Raw genomic sequence first — 23,435 nt, forward strand, 5'->3', positions numbered from 1 at the left:
CCTGGTTCCGAGCACTGTTCCAGCCGTCACCAACGTGACGGACACCATCGACACGACCACCGTCAAACTGACGGCGACCGAGTCCGCTGCCGAAGGTGGCACTGTCACCTACACCGCCACCGTTGGTGCGCCAGTGACCGGTTCGCCAGTTGTCGTGACCCTGGCCAACGGCCAGAACATCACCATCGAAGTCGGCAAAACCACCGGCACCGTGACCACCACCGCGCCGAACGATGCGCTGACTGGTCATGCTCCAATTACCAACGCGATTACTGGCGTTACTGGTGGCAACTACGAAAATCTGGTCGCCGACAAAACTCTGGTTTCGACCACCGTCACCGACACCGTCGACACCACTAACCTGTCGCTGAGTGCGACTGGTTCTGTGGCCGAGGGTGGTTCGATCGTTTACACCGCAACGCTGACCAACGCTGCTGGCTCGCCAGTGACCGTGACTCTGTCGAACGGTGCAGTGATCACCATTGAGGCCGGTAAAACTACCGGCACTGTGACCGTCGCAGCCCCGGCGGATGACGTCTACAAGGATGCCGGCAACGTCCAGGCAACGATCAAGACCGCCACCGGCGGTAGCTTCGAAAACCTGGTCACCAGCACTGCACCCGCCGTAACCAGCGTCACCGACACCATCGACACCACCACCGTGAAATTGGCGGCAACGGCCACAGCGGCAGAGGGCGGCAACGTCGTCTACACCGCCACTGTCGGCGCACCAGTGACGGGTTCGCCTGTCGTGGTCACCCTGTCGAACGGTCAGACCATCACCATCGAAGTCGGCAAAACCACCGGCACCGTGACCACCATCGCACCGAACGATGCGCTGACTGGCCACGCACCACTGACCAACGCGATCACCAACGTCAGCGGCGGTAACTACGAAAACCTGGTCGCCGACAAAACCCCGGTCAGCACCACCGTGACCGACACCGTCGACACCACCAACCTGTCGCTGTCCGCGACCGGTACCGTGGCCGAGGGTGGCCAGATCACCTACACCGCGACCTTGACCAACGCTGCCGGCTCGCCGGTTACCGTGACGCTGTCCAACGGTTCGGTAATCACCATCGAGGCGGGTAAAACCACTGGCACCGTGACCGTTGCAGCTCCGGCTGACGACGTCTACAAAGACGCCGGCACCGTACAGGCAAGCATCACCGGCACCAGCGGCGGCGGCTTCGAAAACCTGGTGACCAGTAACACGCCAGCCGTGACCAACGTCACCGACACCCTCGACACCACCACCGTCAGCATCACCGGCAGCACCTCGGTGACCGAAGGCCAGACCGCCAGCTACACGGTCAGCCTGAACCACCCGGCGCAAACCGAAGTGACCCTGAAAATCGTCTACAGCGGCACCGCCGCCGACGGTTCGGACTTCACCGGCGTGTACACCGTGAAGATCCCGGCAGGTGCGAGCAGCGCGCAGTTCAACGTCGCGACCATCGATGACAAGATCACCGAAGGCACCGAGAACTTCGTGGTCAAGATCGATTCGGCCACCGGCGGCAACTTCGAGAACCTCGCGGTCAGCGCCACCAATGGCAGCGTCAGCACCTCGATCATCGACAACGATGCACCGCCGGTCATTGACCTGGATGCCAACAATTCCAGCGGCGCCACCGGTGCCGACTACAAGGTGACCTTCACCGAGAACACCCCGGGCGCGGGTGTGTCGATTGCCGACACCGATATCAAGATCACCGACCCCGACAGCACCATGCTCACCGGCGCCACCGTGGTACTGACCAACCGTCAGGACGGCGATGCGCTGAACCTGGGCAACAGCGTCAACGGCATCACCATCAATGCCAACAGCACCAACGGCACCGTGACCCTGACCTTGTCGGGCAACGCGACGCTGGCCGACTACATGCAGGCCATCAAAAACATCAGCTTCACCAACAGCAGTGAAGACCCGAGCACCGTACCGCGCATCATCACCGTGACCGTGACCGATGGCGGCAACTACTCCAACACCGCGACCACCACGGTCAACGTGGTGGCGATCAACGATGCGCCGGTTGCAGCACCAGTCAACGTCACCGGCACTGAAGACACGCCGCTGATCCTTGGCTGGTCGACCTTCGGTGTGAGCGACGTCGACAGCCCGGCGAGCAGCCTCGGAGTGAAAATCACCCAGCTGCCGGGCGAAGGCAAACTGCAGTATCTGGACGGTTCGACCTGGAAGGACGTCGCCAACAACCAGACCTTCAGCAAAGCCGACATCGACGCTGGCAAACTGCGCTTCCTGCCGGATAGCAACGAGTCGGGTGTCAACGGTTACGGCGGCACCGGCCTGGGCAACAATCAGGCTGACTACGCGCAAATCAAATTCCAGCCAACCGACGGCCAACTGCTGGGCAGCACTGGCACGGTGAAAATCGACATTACGCCAGTGGCGGATGCGCCGACCGTGAGCGTGGCCGACAACAGCGTGAAATCCACCGGGTTGATCAAGGAAGTCTGGACCGGTCTTTCGGGCCTGGGCACCAACGGCAACGGCGCGGATTCGACCACGCTGAAAAACGTCATCGACGCAGGCGGCAAACCGAACTCCAGCACTAATGTGAACAACGTGCAGTCCGACGGCAGCGTGACCGCCGGTACCGCGTCGAAAACCTCCGGCCTGATCTATCTGGAAGCCGGCAAGACCTACACCTTCAGCGGCGTCGGCGATGACAGCCTGTTGGTGACCATTGGCGGTAAAAACGTGGCCTCGACCACGTGGGGCGCGGGCGGCAATCTCAACGGTTCGTTCACCCCGACCACCAGCGGCTACTACACCCTGGACATCTACCACCACAACCAGAGCGGCCCGGGCAGCTATGACGTCAATCTGTCGGTCAACGGCGGTGCGGCGATCGACCTGAGCAGCGCCGGCGTACCGCTGTACACCGGCGTACAGGATCTGGCGAACTCGGGCGTGACCGTCTCCGATCTGCACGGCACCAACGGCGAAGGCTATTACGACGGCTACAAACTCAACACCGGCGCCGAAGGCACCACGGTGAAACTGTCGGCGATCACCACCGCGCTGACCGACACCGACGGCTCGGAAACCCTGAGCGTGAAGATCAGCGGCGCACCGGTCGGCTCGGTGCTCAGCGATGGCGCGGGGCATACCTTCACCGTCACCGCCACCAGTGGCGACGCCAACGTCACCGGCTGGAACCTCGGCAGCCTGACCGTGACGCCTCCGCCGTACTACAACGGCCAGTTCAACCTGACCGTGACTTCGACGTCCACCGAACAGGTTGGCGGCTCGGCGAGCAGCACCGCGACCATTCCGGTCACTGTGGTGCCGGCGGTCTACAACGCCATTGTCGCCACCTCGGCCGATGACACCGTCACCGGCACCGACGGCAACGACATCATCGTCGCCGACATCGGCGGCCTGACCGTGGTCCCGGGCACCAACTACAACATCGCGTTCATGGTCGACAGCTCCGGCAGTATGAGCAGCTCCTCGATCAACGCGGCCAAGGACTCACTGACAGCGGTGTTCAACACCCTCAAGCAGAGCCTCGGTGGCAGTAACTCGGGTACGGTGAACATCTTCCTGGTGGACTTCGATACTCAGGTCAACAAGTCGGTATCGGTGAACCTCAACGACCCGAACGCACTGACCCTGCTCAAAGCCGTGCTGGACTCGATGAGCTCCGGCGGCGGCACCAACTACGAGGACGTGTTCAAGACCACGGCCAACTGGTTCCAGAGCGCCGACGCCGTGGCTAACACCGGGGCGAAGAACCTCACGTACTTCATTACCGACGGCCAGCCGACCTATTACCAGAGCGGCGAGCAGACCAACCCAACGCTGTACGGCAACGTCAAACTCGACAGCGTGGTGACGACCAGCAACTACAAGCTGGGCGACAGCTTCAGCACCTACATCGACAACACGCACTACCTGAGCATCAACAGCTCCGGCAGCGTGGTCCTGCAGACCTATAAAAACGGCAGCTGGAACTGGAGCAGCCTGGGCACCATCCACGCTCAGGGCGACGGCACTTACGAGTTGTCGGCTCTGGCGGGCAGCGGCAGCAGCACCAGTTCGACCACCACCGATAACTCGACCAGCAGCTTCGCGTTGCTTAGCGGTCTGTCGAACGTTGAAGCCATCGGCCTCAACAGCGGCGTCAGCCTCAACGATCTGAAGCCTTACGACTCGGATAAAACGCCACAGACCAACATCGATCCGAAGGATCTGGCCAACTCGATCATCGGCCACACCGAAGCCACGATGCCGGGCAACGACACCGTCAGCGGTGGCGACGGCAACGACATCATCTTCGGCGATCTGGTGAGCTTCAACGGCATTGCCGGTGAGGGTTATCAGGCGATGCAGGCGTTCGTGGCCAAGGAAACCGGGGTCGATGTCAGCAAAGTCACCACCAGCAACGTGCACCAGTACATCACCGAGCACTATCAGGCGTTCGATGTCTCCGGTGCACATGACGGCAACGACACGCTGTTGGGTGGCGCGGGCAATGACATCCTCTTCGGCTCGGGCGGCAACGACTGGCTCGATGGCGGCAAAGGCAATGACATCCTGCTCGGCGGCACCGGTAACGACACGCTGATCGGCGGTCAGGGCAACGACATCCTCATTGGTGGTTCGGGTGCCGATACCTTCGTCTGGAAGTCCGGCGACACTGGCAACGACGTGATCAAGGACTTCAAGGCCAGCGAAGGTGACCGTATCGATCTGCGCGATCTGTTGCAGGGCGAAACCGGCAGCACCATCGACAACTTCCTCAAGATCACCACGGTCGACGGCACGTCGTCGCTGCAAGTCAGCTCGGCGGGCAAGTTCAACTCCGGCGACGCTGCTGCGGCGACCCCGGACGTGACGATCAAACTGGAAGGCAACAACTGGTCCAGCGCCAACATTCACAACCTGATTGCCGGCAGCGACCCGACCATCAAGGTCGATCACAACAACAGCTGATCCGTGAACAAAAACGGCCGCCCCACTGGGGCGGCCGTCACGTTTGTGCTGTGCAGACCGGTGACGATTGCGTCGCCGCCCCGCATACTCGCGCGCAGTTGGCTATGCTGCTGACAGCATGACGCTGGTTCATTTCTGAGGGATGCTCAATGTTTTACGTGCAACGCGATGCGCAAGGCCAGTTGATTCGCGTGGAAGCCGCGGCTTACGCCGAGGCCACGGAAACGCTGCCGGCCGATCACCACGAAATCCAGGCGTGGTACGCCAACGAAGCCGTGGAAAACAGCCTCAAACAGCTCAAGCAGAGCGACTTTGAAATGATTCGGGTACTCGACGACCTGATTCAGGTGCTGACCCAGAAAGGCGTGATCCGCGTCACCGACCTGCCACCGGCGGCCCAGGCCAAATTGATGGACCGGACCCAGGCGCGTGAGGCGCTGGGCGGGTTGAGCCAGTTGATCGATGATGAAGAGACCGGGTTGATCTGACCTCCCTCTATTGATCGTCCCACGCTCCGCGTGGGAATGCATCAAGGGACGCTCCGCGTTCCAGCCACACCGCTCAAACATCGTTGTGACGCGGAGCGTCACGGGCTGCATTCCCACGCAGAGCGTGGGAACGATCAGTCATCCCCAAGGCTTCGGTTCACCCAACAACTGCCCCTGAACCCCATACAAACCCATCTCGCGAATCACCGACAATTCTCCCTCCGTCTCCACCCGCTCGGCAATCAGCGGCAGATCAATGCTGTGCGCCGCACGCTGGATCGCTTCGATAAACAGGCGCTTGTCGCTCTCCTGATCGATCGCGCGGATGTAGCTGCCATCGATCTTCAGGTACGCCAGCCCCAGCCGCGCCAGGTTGCCGATCATGCTGAAACGGCCACCAAAGCGCTGCAGACTCAGAGAGAAGCCGAGCTCGCGCAGACGCCGGGTCAATTGCTCCAGCACCGCTTGCTCGGGCAATTGCTCTTCACCGATTTCCAGGGTCAGCCGCGCGCCAAGGTTGGAATGCGCGCGCAGAATGTCGAAGACCTTGTTCAGCGCCTGCGGGTCGGCGAGGGTCGCCGAAGACACGTTCAGCGCCAGCGAATCTTCGTGTCCTTTCATCTGCTCCAGCACGCGTTCGAGCATCAAGCGATCAAGCCGCGCGGTCCAGCCGAAGCGCTCCAGCCACGGCAGAAAGCGCCCGGCGGGAATCGTCTGGCCCTGATCATCAAGCAAGCGCGAGAGCACTTTGTAATGCAGCACCAGTTGCGTGTCCTGAGCGGCCACGACCGGCTGGAAATACAGCTCGAAACGCTGCTGACTCAAGGCCTGATCGAGCAAGCGATGCCAGGCGTGGTGATCGTCGCCAACGTCCGCCGTCAGGCTCTGATCGATGCAGGCCCAGTTCTGCTCACCCTGCCCTTCAGCCTGCGCCAATGCCTGATCGCCGAGGCTCAACACCGCTTGCGGCGAATCGCCGTGAGCGAACGGCGCCAGGCCAATCGACGCCACCGCCGCCACATCGGTCGCGCCCGTGGCGTGCAGGCTGCTCAACGCGCTGTCGAGATTCTGCGCCAGTTGCAGCGCTTCCTCGCGTACCAGACCCGGCGCCAGCACGGCGAATTCACCGCCACGGATACGCGTGACGAGGTTCTGGGTTTCCGGGTATTTGGCGCATTCGCGCGACAGTTGCTCGCCGACCGCTTTCAACAACTCATCAGTACGCTGACCGCCCAGACGCTGGTTGAGCCCGGCCAGATCCTTGACCCGCAACAACAGCAGATAACCGGAGCTGGCCTGCTCCGGGTTGCTCACCCGGTTGTGCAACTGCATCTCGAAATAGCGGCGGTTGGCCAATCCGGTCAGGTTGTCTTGATACGACTCGGCACGCAGCTTTTCACTGCGCTCGGCCTGCTCCTGAAACAGCGCCTTGAGCTTCTCGACCATCTGATTCATCGCCTGCACCACGCGGCGTAACTCAGGCGTGCGCGGCAGTTCCGGCAGGCTGAGGAACTCGCGGCGGGCGATGGCGTGCGACTGCTTGACCATGTAATCCAACGGTTTTAATTGCCGGCGCAGCAGCAGCGCGCCGAGCACGGCACTGATCGCACCGCAGATCAGCAGCCAGCCGAGGCTGCCCAGCGCGCTCTGCCATAGCTTGGCCACGGCGAACATCGGGTGGCTAACGACTTCAACTCGCGCCGCCTGCTCCCAGCCACGGCTGACCAGCGCATCGCCACCGGCCGGTTCCAGACCAATCAGCTCGACGAACCAGTCCGGCACATTGCTGACCGCCGGAATGCCGTTGCGCTCGACGATGGTCTGATCGGTCTTCAGATCGACCACGCGGATGCTCGCGTAATAACCGCTGTCGAAAATCGAACTGACCAGCAACTCCACCATCGCCGGGTCGTCGATATTCGGCGTCAACGACAAGGCCAGCGCCGTCGCGGCGTCCTGTGCGTGGGAACGCAACTGGTTGACGTACTGGGTGCGCGAGCTCTCCAGGCTGACCATGAAGCTGCCGGTAAAGGCCACCACAAGGAACAGACAAATCGCGATCAACAGCTGTTTGAACAAAGACATCTGAGCGCATGCTCCTAGTTAATCGTCTCGACCGGGAAACCTTCGGCCTGCATTTTCTTCAACACATCCTGCCAGCGCGACAGGCGTTTGGTGTCACCGACCTTTTTATTGCCTTTGGCCCCCGGCAGATACAGACCTTCCGCATTGAAAGAGTAAACCGGCAGCAAATCGGTGCGCTGCGATGCCGGCTGGATCGGATCGATCAGGCTGTCGAGCACCAGCGGCATCGCGTCCGGGGTCGAATAGTAAGTCAGCACCATGTGCGCGCGATTTTGGCGCAAGGCTTTTACGTAGGTGATACGCAGCTTGTCGCTGGAAACCCCGAGGTGGCGCAGGCTGAAATACTTGGCGATGGCGTAGTCTTCGCAATCACCGGCGCCTTTCCACAGCGCCTCAATCGGCGTTTCCCAGTAATCGACTTCATGCCATAGATCGATGTCTTCGACGTAGCGCACCTGTTTGTTGAAGAACAGGTTCACCACTTTGAGCTTTTCCATCTCGCTGACCTGTTTTTGCGTCGCCAACAGATTCTGCCAGGCATCAATCCGCTGCTGCCCGGCCCCCAGCGGCCCATAGAGCGCCGTGGCCTTGCGGCTGATCGCGGAAAAATCCCAATCGGCATGCAGACCGCCCAGCATGACGCCGGCCAGCAGCAGTGCGCAGCCGAGCCAGCGCAGTGTCCGGGGGATCGCGAAACGTACCGCCACAGCAGGTTTCCAGGGGGCAGGAGGGAAAGCGTTTGATGGTGAAGCTTAGCCCGGTAAAAAACAATGGCACGGTGAGATCATCGCTGGCACGCTAAGCTGCAGATGTAACTAGATTGTTCTACACGGTTTGACAACTTGTAGAGCAATCACTAGTGTCATTTGGATCCAAATCAGGTCGACATACAGGGTGCGTAGTCGTGACACAGAAGCCCAAGCCGCTGCAAAGCATTAAAGTCGACGGGCCGATTCCCGCACACCTGGCCCGCTCGATCATCGAAGAAACCCTGCGTGCGGCAATCCTCGATGGCCGGCTGCCCTGCGGCACCGCGTTGCGCCAGCAGGATCTGGCCGATCTGTTCGGTGTCAGCCGCATGCCCGTGCGCGAAGCCCTGCGTCAGCTCGAAGCGCAAGAGTTGCTGAGTGTCACCGCGCACAAAGGCGCGGTGGTCGCCCCGCTGATTCAGGGCGATGCCACCGAAACCTATGAGTTACGCATCCTGCTCGAATCCGAAGCGTTGCGTCAGTCGATTCCGTTGCTGACTGCGGCCGATCACGCTCAAGCGGCAGTGTGCATCGAACAACTCGCCAATCAGCATGACTACACCGAAATTGGTCGGCTCAACCGTTTGTTCCATATGGCGCTTTACGCCAAGGCGCCTAACCAGCGGCTGTTGCGGCTGGTCGAAGACGGACTGAACGAGGAGGAACGCTTCCTGCGTTTCAATCTCGAAGCCATGGGCCTGGGCGATCTGTCCCAGGACGATCACCGCGCCATGCTGCACAGGGCAATCGCACGCGACGTCGAAGGCTCAGTGGCCCTGCTGGTCAAGCACCTTAACCGTGGCGTCGAGGTCATCACCCGTTATCTCGCCAGCCCGGCGGCGCAAAGCCGTAAAGCCGCACGCTGAATAACCGCATCCGGCAGTCCTCCAGGTCTGCCCGGCGACTCACCCGCTTACAAATCCTCCCTTTCGATCAGCCAGCAACAGGCTGGCAAGTCGACATTTGCGCTCTAACCTCCCCCCACGCGAATCAGCCCGTTATTTGCAGCTGTGATGACGAATCGGTAATAGCCGAGCTGGCCATTTACCCGCACTCTTGATCCGCCAACCCAATAAAGAACGGGCGACGCACCGCACCGCCGGCGCAGTCCCCGCACCAGGAACCTACGGAAGGAGCCTTGTCACGGGGAAAAAGGAAGTCAACGGCGCCGGTCACGGCCAACTTCCGCCCACTTAAATCAATTAATTCCTTTTATTAGAAAGTTGCTTCGAGTGAGGCATTCACTCTTATTGATCAATTTTGGCCGCTGTTCGCCGAAAGGAGCAACTACGCCCAAATAAAACTCAAACTAAAAGTTTTATCAGGCACGCTCATATTCAAAAAACAGCAAACTTAAAATAATTAAAATTACACTTGTTAATCACTGTTGCGCTGTATTAGTTTTTCCTCGCCGAGTTTGAAATTCGTACTTCAACCCGGAGCACACCCAGCCCAACACCTGCAGCCGCGGTGCCTCGGCATGGGGTCACACCGTACAACGCCAATATGCAACTTGACACTTAACTATCTGCAAAGACGGGTAACCACTCGCCGCCTGACGATCACCAAGTTACTAAAACACTGATTACGCCGTTGAAAGAGCCGTTACATTTCATATCAATGATAAAGGACATCATGATGCCCAATAAGAACCAACTCGCCCTGAAAAAAGCTGAACTGAGTGTTCATCCGATCTTTTCCGAAATCAGTTCGTTATCGGTCTTGCAGCGTTTCATGGAAACCCACGTATTCGCCGTGTGGGATTTCATGTCGCTGACCAAACGCCTGCAGCAGGAACTGACCTGCACCCGATTACCCTGGCTGCCACCGCGTGACCCGCACGCCGCACGGTTGATCAACGAAATCGTGCTCGGTGAGGAATCCGATGATCGCTTGGCCGACGGTCACTACAGCCACTTCGAACTGTACCTGGATGCGATGCGCGAGATCGGCGCGAGCACCACGGCGGTGGAGCGCTTTGTCGCCCTGCAACAGGAAGGCGTGAGCTATGACGTGGCGCTGCAAAGCGTCGAGATCGAACCGGCGGCGGCGCAGTTCGTTCGCGACACCTTGCGCATTGCCCTGCATGCGCCGGGACACAGCGTGGCAGCGGCGTTTCTGCATGGACGCGAGAGCGTAATCCCGACCATGTTCCAGCGCATTCTCGATGACTGGGGCATCGGTATCGAGCAGGCGCCGACCTTTCGCTATTACCTGGAACGGCACATCGAAGTCGACTCAGAGGACCACGGCCCGGCGGCGGAACAGTTGCTCGATCGTCTGGTCGATGGCGACCCGCAGCGTGAAGCCGAGGTTTACGCCAGCGCCATCGCCGCCGTCGAAAGCCGCATCGCCCTATGGGACGGCCTGCGCCTGAGCATGCGCGAGCCATTGGCGGAGGTGGCCCAATGAACGCCGCCGACTATCAATCGTTTGCCGAAACCTGGGAGAGCCGCGCGACCATCCGCACCCGTCCGCGTCGGCTGCTGGAGGACGACGAGCGACTGATTTATCCACTCAGTCGCCAACCGCTGGTGCTCAGCGAAACCTTCCTGCGCGAATGCCCGCAACAACGGGATTTCGCCTTGGTGCAGACGCTGTACAAGTTCATCAACGACGTGGTGATTTTCGAGACCGAGATCGTCGACAAGACCGCGCGCAGCATCGCCAAGAATCGCTTCGCCGTGGCCTTCCCGTTTGCCTGTCGTTACGACGCGATGACCGTGGTGGTTGACGAGGATTACCACGCGCTGGTGGCGATGGATTTCATGCAGCAGACAGTGGCCATGACCGGCATCGAACCGATTCAGTTGCCCGACGAAATCGAACTCAGCCGCGCCATTCCCGCCGCTGTCGCGCTGGCCCCGGAACATTTGCGCAGCGCCGTGGAACTGATCTGTGTGGCCATCGCTGAAAACACCGTGACCGGCGATGTCGCAGCGTTTGCCCGAGACGACACGGTCAAGCCGTCGATCAAAGGCCTGATGGCCGACCACTTGCTCGACGAGGGTCGTCATTCGAGTTTCTGGGCGCGGATGGTGCGGATTTACTGGCACACCGCCAACGATGCTGATCGCGAAACCATCGCGCAGATCCTGCCGGTGTTCATCGGCCACTACCTGACCAACGACATTCAGAAGTCCTTCGACCTGCGCCTGATCGACGCGCTGCCGGTCAGCGAAACCACACGGCGCTCGCTCCGAGAGGAAATGGCCGGGCTGGCTTTCCCGATCAATAGCCATCACCCGCTGGTGGCCAACATCGTCAAGTTCTTCCACAACAGCTCGCTGCTCGACACACCGTGCGTGCAGCACGCCCTGCGCGACTACCTGGTTTAAGGAGGCCGACATGAAACGTCTCGACATTTTGCTGATTGGCGCCAGCCAGGCCATGACCAACCTGGCGCAGGAACTGGAACAACACGGCCACTCATTGCAGCGCAGCGCTGCGGGTGCGTCGACGGTGGATCTGATCATTGACGATGGCTTCATCGGCGCTGGCGATCGCTGCGCCATCCCGCACTTGCATCTGCGCCTGGCCGTCGGCGCGCAAAGCGCTGCGGGTCTGCCGACCCTCGATCTGCTGTGCTTCCTCGGCTCGTCACTGATCAGCCGTGTACCGATTGGCGATGAGCCGTCCGGCAACGGTCAGGCACTGCGACAACGGGTGCTGACGCACATCGTCGACGAAGTGGCTTTGCTGGTCAGCCGCTTCTCCCGCGACACGGAATATTTTCAGCAGGCCGCGTTGCTGAAGACGCCGGATTTCGAACGGATGGAAAACCTGCTGTTCCTCGACAGCCTGGCTTACGTCCATCGCCTCAACGACACAGCGAATCCGGCGTTGCTGAAGCAGGCGCAGGTTCCAGTCATCGAGCGTCTGCAACAGAGCTTGATCCGCCACGCCGACCGACCGGCGCTGCACCTTGCCGAGCAGTCGATCAGCTACGCCCAGTTACACGCCCACAGCCGTGCGATTCAACAGTGTTTGCTGCCGTTGCTGGAGCAGCATCCGCAGCCATGGGTGGTTGGTATTTGCCTGCCGAAAAGTCCGGTGCTGTTCGCTTCGATTCTGGCGATTCTGGGAAGTGGTGCGGTGTACCTGCCGCTGGAACCGAGTCATCCGCTGCAGCGCCAGCAATACATTCTGCACAACGCCGGCGCATTGTTGTTGCTGCACGACGGCGAGCATCCGCTGAGCGAAACGATGGCGGGGCTCGACGTCAGTGCCATCGACAGCACCGACGCCGATCTCGGCCAACCGTTGATGCGCCAACGCCCTAACCTTGAGGCGGCGTGCATGGCGCTCTACACCTCGGGCACCACCGGCCATCCCAAAGGTGTGCTGCTCAGTCAGGCCAACCTCGCACACTTCACCGCGTGGTACACCGATTACGTGCAGCTACAGGCTGAAAGTCGCGCGCTGCAGTTCTCTTCGCTGAGCTTCGACTCGTCGTTGATCGATATCTTTCCGACCCTGCTCGCCGGCGCCGAACTGGTGGTGCCCGACGACACGCAACGGCGCGATCCGCTGCAACTGGTCGCGCTGATCCGTCGTCGGCAACTGACCCACGCGTTCCTGCCGCCGGCGTTGTTGAGCATCCTGCCGCTGGAACAACTCGAAGGCGTGCAAGTAATGACCGGTGGCGATGTCTGCGAGCCGTTCGTGATCGAGCAACTGACCCGCCGGGGCACCCTGCACAACCTTTACGGCCCGACCGAAGCCACGGTGCTGATCACCGCGCGGCAGCTCAAACCGGGTGACAGCAATCGCAGTCTGGGCGCACCGATTGCCAACAGTCAGGTGCTGATTCTCGACGACGATCTGCAGCCGGTGGAGGAGCAAACCGTTGGCGAGTTGTTCATCGTCGGCCCCGGTGTCTGCCTCGGCTACCTCAACAATCTGCAGCAAACCGCCGAGCGTTATCTGACCCTGAATCTGCCCGACGACCAAACCCTGCGCGCCTACCGCAGCGGCGATATGGCCAAGTGGGGCGAGCACGGCATCGAGCTGTGCGGACGGCGCGACAATCAGGTGAAGATCCGTGGTTTTCGGGTCGAGCCGGAAGAGATCGAACGCTGCTTGCGCGAGAGCCAGTTGTACCGGCAGATCGCGGTCATGATCGACCCTCAGCGGCGGATTCTGGCGTTCCTCGCACAGCCGCAATCCGCTGATTCACGCGAAGCATTGAAGGCGCACGCCCAGCAGTTTTTACCGGACTACATGCAACCCGTGGCGTGGACCGAGCTGCCGGGCATGCCCTTCGCCAGCAACGGCAAAGTCGACCGCAAAGCGCTGCTGGAGCTGCCGGTGAGCGTGCAGGACAGCGGCCCGAAATGTCTGCCCGCGAATGCTGATGAGGCGCTGCTGCTGGAGATCTGGGCGGAATTGCTGGAGTTGCCCGCCAGCGACATTTCAACCGACGAGAGCTTCTTCAATCTCGGTGGCCATTCGATTCTGCTGTCGCGGATGCTCCTGCGTTTACGTGAAGAATTTGGCCGCAGCATTTCGATCAACCGCTTCATCGAACTGCCGACGATCAGCAAACTGGCGACGCTGGTGCGCGGCACCGATGACAGCGCCGTGCTTAGCGCTCAAGCGATGACCGATGCCGAGCGAACGCTGGACATCGAACCACTGCCGATCAGCCGCATGGGCGATGTGCACAAGGTCATCGTCACCGGCGCCAACAGCTTTGTCGGCGTGCACATCGTCGAGGCGTTGCTCGGTTGGGGCGCCAGCGAGGTCGCGTGTCTGGTGCGCGATGGCGGCGGAAAAACGGCGGCGCAGCGCTTCGCCGAGTCACTGCGGGAAAACCGTCTGGAGCATCTGGATCTGAGTCGTGTGCGGGTTTATTCCGCCGATATTTCGCGTCCGCAATTGGGCCTGAACGACGACGATTATCAACGCCTCGATCGCGAGTTCGGCGCGCTGGTGCACAACGCCGCGAACGTCAATCACGTGCTCGATTACGAGTCGCTGGCGGCGGACAACGTCGAGCCGATTTTTGCCCTGCTGCGCCTGTGTGAAGGGCAGAGCAAAAAGGTTTTCAATTTCGTCTCGACGCTGTCGGCTTCCAGCACCGTGGATGACGCCGGCCAAGTGCTGGAACTGCCCGCCGCATCGACGCCGCCGATCTACATTCGCAACGGCTACAACCTGTCGAAATGGGTCGGCGAACGCATCCTCGAACGGGCCCGGGAGCGTGGCGTGCGGGTCAATCTGTATCGCCCAGGCAACATCAGTTTCAACAGTCTGAGCGGCGTTTGTCAGCCGCATAAAAACCGTTTGATGCTGATGCTCAAAGGCTCGATTCAGCTCGGTCAGGTCCCGGCGTTCGCGCTGAATTTCGACCTGATGCCGGTGGACTTTCTCGCCCGCTTCATTGCCTTCCACGCCAGCCGTTATTCACCGCAGCGCGCGGTGTTCAACCTGCACAACCCCGAGCCTTTGAGCTGGGACGCCTATGTCGCTTCATTCCGCGAAACCGGCAGCGAGTTCGCGCTGGTCAGCGTCGCTGACTGGCAGCAGCAACTGGGCCGCGTCGACGCCGATAACGCGCTGTTCGGCGTGCTCGGTTTCTACCTCAACGGCTTCGAGGAAGACATCGGCGACATCTCGCTGATTGGGCACGCCAACGCTGAGGCTGGCGTGCAGCAGATGGGCGCACATTACCCGCAGAAATCCCCGGCGCTGCTGCGTCGCGGCTGCGACTACCTGAAAGAAATCAACTTCATCTGACTCAACCACAAGGAGCAACACCATGAGCACTCTGCAACCGGACACCCTGATCAAAAACCCGCAAGGCTGCCACGTTGTGTCGTCGGTGGAAGTGCCGGCGGATGCCGCGCAAGTCTGGGCGGTGGTCGGCAACTTCAGCGGTTTCGACCGCTTCATTCCAGCGCTGTCGCACATCGAAATGACCGGTGAGGGCGTGTCTTCACTGCGCAAGAAATTTTTCAAGGATGGCAACGTGGTGGTCGAGCAACTCAACTCCCGGGATGAGCAGGCGCGGAGCATGACCTGGACGACGATTTACAACACGTTGGGGGTGGCAAATCTGTGGGCGGCGATGGATGTGAAATCGCTGGACGAAGGCAAATCCCGGGCGACCTGGACGATCATTGCCGAGCCGGCTTCGCGCGGCGAGGAAGCGCTGCCGGGGTTCAAGGATTTTGTGCAGGGGTTTGCGGATGATGCGATGGGGAATGTGCTGAAGCTGTTTGTTTAAGGCTTCGGATTTGCGGTGAATGTCACACCGCTTTCGCGAGCAGGCTCGCTCCCACATTTCGATTGCATTCCTTCTATAGGAATGCAATCACCCTGTGGGAGCGAGCCTGCTCGCGAAGAACGATAACGCGGTCAGATCTTGAAGCTGTCGACCAATTGCTTCAGCCGGTTAGCCTGCTGCGACAACGCATCACAATCCTTCAACGTTTCATTGAGGTTGGCCACGCTCTGCTGGTTCAGCATATTGATCTGGTTAACGTCGACGTTGAGGGTTTCCACCACCGCCGTCTGCTCTTCCGTCGCCGCTGCGACCGACTGGTTCATGCCATCGATTTCGCCGATGCGCTGGGTCACGCTGACCAGACGCAAACCGGCCTGATTGGCCACTTCCACGCTTTGCTCGCTGGACGCCTGACTGGCGCTCATCGTGCTCACCGCTTCACGCGAACCGACTTGCAGGGAAGTGATCATCTTGTGAATCTCTTCCGCCGATTCCTGGGTGCGGTGCGCAAGGTTACGCACCTCGTCCGCGACCACGGCAAACCCACGACCTGCTTCACCGGCACGCGCTGCTTCAATCGCCGCATTGAGCGCCAACAGGTTGGTCTGCTGCGAGATGCCTTTGATCACATCGAGGATGTGGCCGATGTTGTCGGTGCTGGCGTTCAGGGTTTCGATCTGCGTGCACGACAGGCTGATCTTCTGCGACAGCTCGGTCATCGCCAGAATGGTCTGTTCCACCACCTGACGCCCATCATCGGCCTGCTCGCTGGCGCCGCTGGCGTGCTGCGAAGCATCGGCGGCGTTTCGGGCGATTTCCTGAGTGGCAGCGCCCAGTTCGTTGATCGCGGCTGCGACACTGTTGGTACGCGCGCTTTGTTCGTCGGAGCCGACGATCGAGGCGTTGGACGAAGCCATCACGCGTTGCGACAGATCATGCACCTGGCGGGTCGCCGAGGACACTTCGGAAATCGACGCATGAATTCGCTCAACGAACTGGTTGAACGCGCTGCCCAACTCGCCGAATTCGTCTTTGCTCTCAACCACGAGACGGCGGGTCAGATCACCTTCGCCCTGAGCGATGTCTTTCATCGCACGGCCCATGGTGGTCAGTGGACGCATCAACACGTTGATCAACAAGCTCAGCAGCAGGGCAATCGCGCCGACAGCGACGAACATCGCAATCAGTGCCGAGGTGCGGAATTGGCTGAGTGCGGCGTAGGCCTTTTCGCGATCAATCGACAGACCGATGTACCACTGCGCATTCGGCAGATCGCTGACCGGAGTGAACGACAGAATGCGTTCCTCGCCGTTGAGCACGACGTTCTGGTTGCCCTTCTCGATGCGTACGTTGGTGTTCGGGTAGATGTCTTTCAGATTTTTCATCACCTGATCTTTGTCCGGGCTGACGATCACCTGACCGTCGGCGCTGACCAGGAACGCATGGCCGAGGCCACCGAAGTCCACCGAGTTAATGATCTTCACCAGGGTTTCCAGGCTCAGGTCACCGCCGACGACGCCGAGCAGCTCGCCGTTCTTTTTCACCGGCATGGCGATGGTCACCACCAGACCACCGACAGCGGCCATGTACGGCGGCGTCAGCATGGTTTTATCAGCTGCGACAGCTTGCTTGTACCAAGGGCGCTGACGCGGATCGTAGCCGTCCGGCATCTTCGCGTCTGGGCGCTGGGTGAACACACCGTTGGCCTGGCCGACGTAAGTGAACTGGAAATTCGAGGTGAACGCCGGCTGATCGACCAGACCCGGGAAATCGGCGTCCTTGCCCTGATGGGCGACGTTTTGCGCGAGGTTTTCCAACACCAGAATCCGCCCGCTCATCCAGTTCTGCACGCTGCTGGCGGTCAGATCACCGGCCTGCTGGACAGAGGACTGCAGATTCTGGCGAATGGTGTTTCGCTGCAGATAATCGTTGTAGAGGGTGAACAGCGCGAACGCCAGGACCACGACGCCCGAGGCGGCCAACAAGATTTTATGGCTGAACTTGAGATTCATTTCATGGGACTTCTTATGCCAAAAGTGGGGATGCGTTCCGGATGCAACATTCCATGTACAGCGCAGGCAGCGTTCTTCTGGCCGCTCTACTTTGGTGCACGCATGTCTCACCAGTCTGTCGGCATCTGTGGGAGAAATCTTAGGGCTGCGCAGGAAATGGATGGCATTAGTGAAAGATTCCCGCCGAACGGTGCGGTAGAGCGGTCGGTACAGGATTTTTTATGACCGTTGTAGGAGTGGCAGTTGCAAATTGTGTAACCCTTGCTGACAATGCGACTAATTATCATTTGTGACGTTCGCGTTCATGTCATCACCTGAACTTGCAGTACAGGCGCTTTACAGTAGTCATCACGGCTGGCTTAACGCTTGGCTGCGCGCGCGGTTGGGCAATGCAGCGGATGCCGCCGACCTGGCACAGGACACGTTCGTGCGTCTGCTGCAACGCACCGAACGCCTCGAACTCACCGCGCCTCGCGCTTTTCTGCGCACCGTCGCTCGCGGCTTGGTGATTGATCATTGGCGTCGCGAGGAAATCGAACGCGCCTATCTGGAGACCATCGCGCATTTGCCCGAAGCTGAAACGCCGAGTGCCGAATCACGGGCACTGGTGATCGAACTGCTGGAAAGCATTTCGCGCATGCTTGAAGGACTGAAGCCGAAAGTGCGTCAGGCATTTCTCTTGGCACAGTGCGAAGGTTTGACCCACAAGCAGATCGCCGAACGGATGGGATTATCGCTGCGTTCAGTGGAACGCTACGTCGCCGATGCGTTGTATCACTGCTACGTGCTGCGGTACGCAAGCTGATGCCTGTGGATAACCTTTCTCTCGGCCGTCGCAACGAGCCACAGCAGCAAGTGGTCAAGCAAGCCATCCACTGGCTGCTGCGCCTGCGTAACAACCATGGCAATGCGCGTTTGAATCGCCAGTGCGAGCAGTGGCGCGCCGAACACCATGAACATGAACTGGCATGGCAACGCGTGCAGTCGCTGCAAGCCGAGCTGAGCAATAACCTGCGCGCGGTGCCCGGTGCGCAAGTGGCGTTCAATACCCTGGAAAACAGCGCGCAGGGTCTGGGTCGGCGACAGGCTTTGAAATTGTTGTCTGGCGCATTACTGATGGGCTCCGCGGCCTGGCTGGCGAAAGACACTGCCGCGTGGCAGCAGTGGAGCGCCGATTACGCCACGGCCACTGGCGAGAGACGCGGCTTCCAGCTACCGGATGGCACGCGCATCGAACTCAACACCGCCAGCGCTGTGGATCTCGATTACACCGCGCAACAGCGGCTGATCAAGCTGACCCGTGGCGAAATTATCGTCAGCTGTGGCGGTGCGGATGAGGGCTCGGCCTTCGAACGGTCGTTGCGCGTGCAAAGTCGCCATGGCACCTACGAACCGCAGGGCGCGCGATTCATTCTGCGTCAGGACAGCAATTGCACACGACTCAGCGTCACCAGCGGAAGCGTGGCTATTCATTCCGCTGGTTCAACGATCGAGGCGCAGGCTGGGCAGAGCTATCTCATCGATCACCATCAAGTGCGCGTGGCACCGTCACTGGATATGGATGTCGGTGCTTGGGTCGATGGGTTGATCGTCACGCGCAATATGCGTCTGGGCGATTTCCTGGGCGAAGTCGGACGCTATCGCCAGGGCTTTCTGACCTGCGCCTCGGATATTTCCGACTTGCGCCTGTCTGGCGTGTTTCGCCTCGAAGACACCGACAAGCTGCTTTCCATCTTGCCGCAGACCTTGCCGGTGCAATTACGCTACCGCACCCGCTGGTGGGTGACTCTGGAACGTGTCGTCTGAAATTATTTTGGCGGGTTTTCGCAGCCAGTCCGGCTTAGTCAGTAAGCACTTCAACTCAAGCGTTTGCGACTTCCTACGGAAACCTACAATGACTGTCCGCGCCACCTGTAAGCATTCTCCGAATTTCACCTGCGAATCGCGCCTGTTGCGCCATGCCGTTCGAGCGGCTCTGTTAACGACCGCGCTGGGCGTGGCGGTACTGCCGAGCCTGAGCGTCGCCGCCGGCGTCGTTAACAGCGAGGTCGGTCATCGTTACAACATTGCCGCCGGTCCGTTGGGTGAAGCGCTGAATCAGTTTGCCCGTCAGGCTGGCATCACCTTGGCGATGACTCCGCAGCAGACGCAGGGCCGGCAATCGCCGGGCGTGCAGGGAGAGTACTCGACCGATCAGGCACTGAGTCATCTGCTCGGTGGCTCCGGACTGGAAGCGGTCAGTCAGGATGGCAGCAGCTATACCCTGCGGCCGATCGCGGAAAGCGAAGCGCTGGCCCTGCCGACCACCGACATCAAAGGCTTTGCCCTTGGCAACGCGCTGGGCAGCATGGACGGCTACAACGCCACGCACAGCCAGATCGCCACCAAAACCAGTACCGCGCTGCTGGAAACCTCACAAAGCGTATCTGTGGTCACTCGCGAGCAGATGGACGACCAAGGCTCACAGACGGTCTCGCAGGCGATGCGCTACACCCCCGGTGTGCTGACCAATCCTTATGGCGCGACTCACCGTTATGACTACGTGGCGATGCGCGGCTTCAATGACGGCTCGGTGGACAACATTTACCTCGACGGGCTCAAGTCGATGGGCGACAGCGGAACCTACAGCACCATGCAGGTCGACCCGTATTTCCTCGAGCGCGTGGACATTCTCAAAGGCCCGTCGTCGGTTCTCTACGGTCGTAGTTCGCCCGGTGGCCTGGTGGCGCTGACCAGCAAAAAGCCGCTGTACGAGGCTTACCATCAAGTGCAGGCCACGGTCGGCACGCAGGGTCAACGCGGCGTCGGTTTTGACTTCAGCGGCCCGGTCGATGACGACAAGCGCATCGCCTATCGTCTGACCGGGTTGTCGGATCAGTCCGACACGCAGTTCGACCACAACAAGGAGAAGCGCTTCGCCCTCGCACCGACGCTGAGCATCGATTTCAGCGAAGACACGTCGCTGACCTTACAGGCTTATCTGCAACACGATCCGGACGGTGGTTATCACGGTGGTGTGCCGGCTGATGGCACGATTCATCAGCGCAATGGCAACCGCATCTCACCGCACTTCTTCGAAGGCGAGCCGGGGATTGACGGCTATTCCCGCGATCAGCAGTCGTTCGGTTATCAGTTTGAGCATCGCTTCAACGACGTCTTCACCGCGCGGCAGAACTTCCGCTACCTCGATTCCAAAGTGAATATGGATCAGGTCTACGCCTATGGCTGGACCACGCCAACCAGCAACGAGCTGAACCGTTATTACACCGGCGGTGACGAGCGTCTGCATGCATTCATCGTCGACAACATGCTCCAGGCTGAATTCTTTACCGGTGCGACCAAGCATACGGTGCTGATGGGCGCCGATTACCAACGGCGCAAGACCGTGGTTGACTGGACCAGTGGCGGGCTCGCACCGATCAATGCGTTCAATCCGGTGTACGGCAATTCGGCGATCGATATGTACGGCGATACGAGCTACCTGCGACGCCTTGAGCAGACAGGTGTGTATCTGCAAGACCTGATCGAGATGGACAAGTGGCGCTTCTCGCTGGGTCTGCGTCAGGACTGGGTCGAGACCTCCGATGAAAACCGCATCGCCGAAGCGGGGCGCCCTGAGGGCACCGAGATCAATGATCGCCGCACCAAACTCACTGGCCGCGCTGGCGCGCTGTACCTGTTTGATAACGGTCTCGCGCCCTATGTCAGCTACTCCGAATCGTTTAACCCCAATTCATATGCCGACAGCGCCGGGAATCCTCTGGCACCTACCGACGGCACGCAGTGGGAAGTCGGCCTGAAGTATCAGCCGCCGGGTACTGACAATCTGTTTACCGCTTCGCTGTTCCGTATCGACCAAGAGAACCTGGCGACCAAACTACCGCAGGAAAACTTCTATCGCGCTGTAGGCGCTGTTCGTTCGCAAGGTCTGGAACTGGAAGCGCACATGCAACTGACCGACAACCTCAAAGTTCTCGGCAGCTACACCTTCACCGACATCGAGTATTCGAAGTCGATGGTCAGCACGTTGAGCACGCCGACAGACGTGATCGAGAACAAGGGCAACTCGCCGACGCAGGCACCGCGGCACATGGCGTCTTTATGGGCGGACTACAAGTTCGACAGTGCAGTGCTCGATGGCCTGCGCCTGGGCGGTGGTGTGCGTTATGTCGGATACAGTTGGGCAGATGCAGAAAACACTTTGAAGGTGCCCTCCTATACGTTGTTCGACGCCTCGATTGGTTATGACTTGGGCAAAGTTGGATTGAAGGGCGTCGACGTACGTCTGAATGCGAACAACCTGACCAATGAATCCTACGTCGCCTCCTGCGCCAGTCTGAACTTCTGCTACATGGGCGAAGAGCGCAACGTGGCGGCGACGGTCAGCTACCAGTTCTAATTCTTTGTTGTGGGCATAAAAAAGCCAGCCTCTGACATTCAGAGGCTGGCTTTGTCGTTTCTGCGGGGAAATTCTCATGCGTTCGTTTCTGGTTTTATTGCATCGATATATCGGTCTGGCCACAGCAGTGTTTTTGCTGTTGGCCGGGATTACCGGAAGTCTTCTGGCGTTCAACCATGAGTTGGATGAATGGTTGAATCCAGCGTTTTATTCGGCTTCTGCGCAAGGCCCGCGGCTGCCACCGGGCGAGTTGGTTGATGCGGTGCAATCTGCCCATCCAAAGCTGCAGGTCTGGTACATGGAGTATCCGCATGAGGCGGGACATACGGCGATGCTGGCAGCGGTGCCGCGCAATGATCCGGCGACCGGAAAGCCGTTCGAGGAGCGTAATCAGGTGTTTTATCTGGATCCGGTGAGTGCTGAGCAAACGGGTCAGCGTTACTGGGGCGAGTGCTGTTTTCAGCGGGAGAATTTTGTCCCCTTCATTCTCGAGTTCCATTACAACCTGACATTGCCGGGCAATTGGGGATTGTGGCTGATGGGCTTGGTGGCCATCGCCTGGGTGATCGATTGCTTTGTCGCTTTGTGGCTGACATTGCCGCGTGGGAAGCCGTTCTGGAAGAAGTGGTCGACGGCCTGGAAGATCAAAGGCGGGCATGCTTATCGGCTGAACTTCGATCTGCATCGTGCGGGAGGATTATGGTTATGGCTGCTGTTGTTACCGATCGCTGTGAGCAGTGTGGCGATGAACTTGCCCAGTCAGGTGTTCAAACCAGCGGTATCGTTGTTTTCACCGATTGAACCGAGCGTCTATGAGGCTCGAGGGCGAATACCTGCTGGTGATCTTGGGGTGACGCAGTTGAGTTACCAGCAAGCGTATGAAAGGGCACTACAGGAGGGGAAAAGGTTAGGACTGACCGCAGCGATCGGGGAGTTGTATTACAGCTTTGAGTACAACTTTTACGGTGCAGGGTTTGGTCAGCATGACACCGACGCACATGGCAAATCCTGGTTGTTCTTTCATGGTACGGACGGACGATTGCTCGGGCAGGAGATTGCAGGACAGGGGACGTTGGGGGAGCAATTCTACCGGTTGCAGTTACCGATACACGGAGGGCGGATCATTGGGGTTACCGGACAGGTGATGATCGCGGTGTTAGGTCTTTTGATTGCGGGTTTGTCGGGGATTGGCGTCTACATCTGGTGGCGCAAATGGCAGGCTCGACGCATCAGCAAGGCACGCAAAGTGGTTTGATGGTTGGTTTTAGTAGGCGCTGAAATGACAAAACCCCTGTCTGCGTTAGCAGACAGGGGTTTCGGAATTTAATCTTGACGATGACCTACTCTCACATGGGGAAACCCCACACTACCATCGGCGATGCATCGTTTCACTACTGAGTTCGGGATGGGATCAGGTGGTTCCAACGCTCTATGGTCGTCAAGAAATTCTGTAACTGACCCGTCAACACGGTAACAAGCCAGTAAAAACGGATGTTTCTACT

Annotated in this window: 13 protein-coding genes, 1 rRNA gene and 2 pseudogenes; 11 read left to right on the top strand and 5 right to left on the bottom strand. The window is 59.6% G+C overall.

Annotated features, from left to right (window positions below):
* Both ACQ4OE_RS26315 and ACQ4OE_RS26320 read left to right on the top strand, forming a co-directional pair.
* Positions 1–4,969 (top strand): annotated as a pseudogene (locus ACQ4OE_RS26315) (LapA family giant adhesin); the annotation flags it as partial.
* Positions 4,970–5,118: 149 nt separating this feature from the next.
* Positions 5,119–5,457 carry a tryptophan synthase subunit beta gene (locus tag ACQ4OE_RS26320; RefSeq protein WP_103306853.1) on the top strand — a complete coding sequence of 113 codons (339 nt, stop codon included), beginning with the start codon at positions 5,119–5,121 and terminating at the stop codon, positions 5,455–5,457.
* A 138-nt stretch (positions 5,458–5,595) separates the two neighbouring features.
* Here the strand turns inward: ACQ4OE_RS26320 and lapD are convergent, their stop codons facing one another.
* On the bottom strand, positions 5,596–7,542 hold the full coding sequence (gene lapD, locus ACQ4OE_RS26325; protein WP_430948419.1) for a cyclic di-GMP receptor LapD: 1,947 nt from the start codon (positions 7,540–7,542) through the stop codon (positions 5,596–5,598).
* 14 nt (positions 7,543–7,556) lie between these two features.
* Positions 7,557–8,249 carry a cysteine protease LapG gene (lapG, locus tag ACQ4OE_RS26330; RefSeq protein ID WP_122594129.1) on the bottom strand — a complete coding sequence of 231 codons (693 nt, stop codon included), beginning with the start codon at positions 8,247–8,249 and terminating at the stop codon, positions 7,557–7,559.
* Positions 8,250–8,446: 197 nt separating this feature from the next.
* Here lapG and ACQ4OE_RS26335 point away from each other — a divergent pair, with 197 nt between their 5' ends.
* From ACQ4OE_RS26335 to ACQ4OE_RS26355, 5 genes are all read left to right on the top strand, one after another.
* A complete protein-coding gene (locus ACQ4OE_RS26335) occupies positions 8,447–9,157 on the top strand; it encodes a GntR family transcriptional regulator (RefSeq protein ID WP_122594130.1) in 711 nt (236 codons plus the stop codon).
* 772 nt (positions 9,158–9,929) lie between these two features.
* On the top strand, positions 9,930–10,703 hold the full coding sequence (locus ACQ4OE_RS26340; RefSeq protein ID WP_430948420.1) for a DUF3050 domain-containing protein: 774 nt from the start codon (positions 9,930–9,932) through the stop codon (positions 10,701–10,703).
* Positions 10,700–11,629 carry a diiron oxygenase gene (locus tag ACQ4OE_RS26345; protein WP_430948421.1) on the top strand — a complete coding sequence of 310 codons (930 nt, stop codon included), beginning with the start codon at positions 10,700–10,702 and terminating at the stop codon, positions 11,627–11,629. The genes ACQ4OE_RS26340 and ACQ4OE_RS26345 overlap by 4 nt, the downstream gene beginning before the upstream one ends.
* 10 nt (positions 11,630–11,639) lie before the next feature.
* The gene (locus tag ACQ4OE_RS26350; protein ID WP_430948422.1) at positions 11,640–15,032 is read left to right on the top strand and encodes an amino acid adenylation domain-containing protein; all 3,393 of its coding nucleotides are present in this window, start codon (positions 11,640–11,642) and stop codon (positions 15,030–15,032) included.
* Positions 15,033–15,054: 22 nt separating this feature from the next.
* Positions 15,055–15,522, top strand: coding sequence for an SRPBCC family protein (locus tag ACQ4OE_RS26355; protein WP_430948423.1), 468 nt, complete (start codon positions 15,055–15,057; stop codon positions 15,520–15,522).
* Positions 15,523–15,653: 131 nt separating this feature from the next.
* Here ACQ4OE_RS26355 and ACQ4OE_RS26360 read toward each other — a convergent pair whose 3' ends face one another.
* Positions 15,654–16,439 (bottom strand): methyl-accepting chemotaxis protein, encoded by a 786-nt coding sequence (locus tag ACQ4OE_RS26360; protein WP_430948427.1) that lies wholly within the window; start codon positions 16,437–16,439, stop codon positions 15,654–15,656.
* A 69-nt stretch (positions 16,440–16,508) separates the two neighbouring features.
* Positions 16,509–17,534 (bottom strand): annotated as a pseudogene (locus tag ACQ4OE_RS26365) (HAMP domain-containing protein); the annotation flags it as partial.
* A gap of 304 nt (positions 17,535–17,838) precedes the next feature.
* Between ACQ4OE_RS26365 and ACQ4OE_RS26370 the strand changes: the two are divergent.
* From ACQ4OE_RS26370 to ACQ4OE_RS26385, 4 genes are all read left to right on the top strand, one after another.
* Positions 17,839–18,339 carry a sigma-70 family RNA polymerase sigma factor gene (locus ACQ4OE_RS26370; protein ID WP_430948424.1) on the top strand — a complete coding sequence of 167 codons (501 nt, stop codon included), beginning with the start codon at positions 17,839–17,841 and terminating at the stop codon, positions 18,337–18,339.
* A complete protein-coding gene (locus ACQ4OE_RS26375) occupies positions 18,339–19,340 on the top strand; it encodes a FecR family protein (RefSeq protein ID WP_122594136.1) in 1,002 nt (333 codons plus the stop codon). The genes ACQ4OE_RS26370 and ACQ4OE_RS26375 overlap by 1 nt, the downstream gene beginning before the upstream one ends.
* An 88-nt stretch (positions 19,341–19,428) precedes the next feature.
* Positions 19,429–21,933 carry a TonB-dependent siderophore receptor gene (locus ACQ4OE_RS26380; protein WP_430948425.1) on the top strand — a complete coding sequence of 835 codons (2,505 nt, stop codon included), beginning with the start codon at positions 19,429–19,431 and terminating at the stop codon, positions 21,931–21,933.
* Positions 21,934–22,009: 76 nt separating this feature from the next.
* Positions 22,010–23,188, top strand: coding sequence for a PepSY-associated TM helix domain-containing protein (locus ACQ4OE_RS26385; RefSeq protein WP_430948426.1), 1,179 nt, complete (start codon positions 22,010–22,012; stop codon positions 23,186–23,188).
* 72 nt (positions 23,189–23,260) lie between these two features.
* On the opposite strand, the gene rrf is transcribed toward ACQ4OE_RS26385, so the two are convergent.
* Positions 23,261–23,376 (bottom strand): 5S ribosomal RNA (rrf, locus tag ACQ4OE_RS26390).
* Positions 23,377–23,435 lie beyond the last annotated feature (59 nt).

This window comes from Pseudomonas sp. WC2, assembly GCF_050586545.1.
GTDB lineage: Bacteria > Pseudomonadota > Gammaproteobacteria > Pseudomonadales > Pseudomonadaceae > Aquipseudomonas.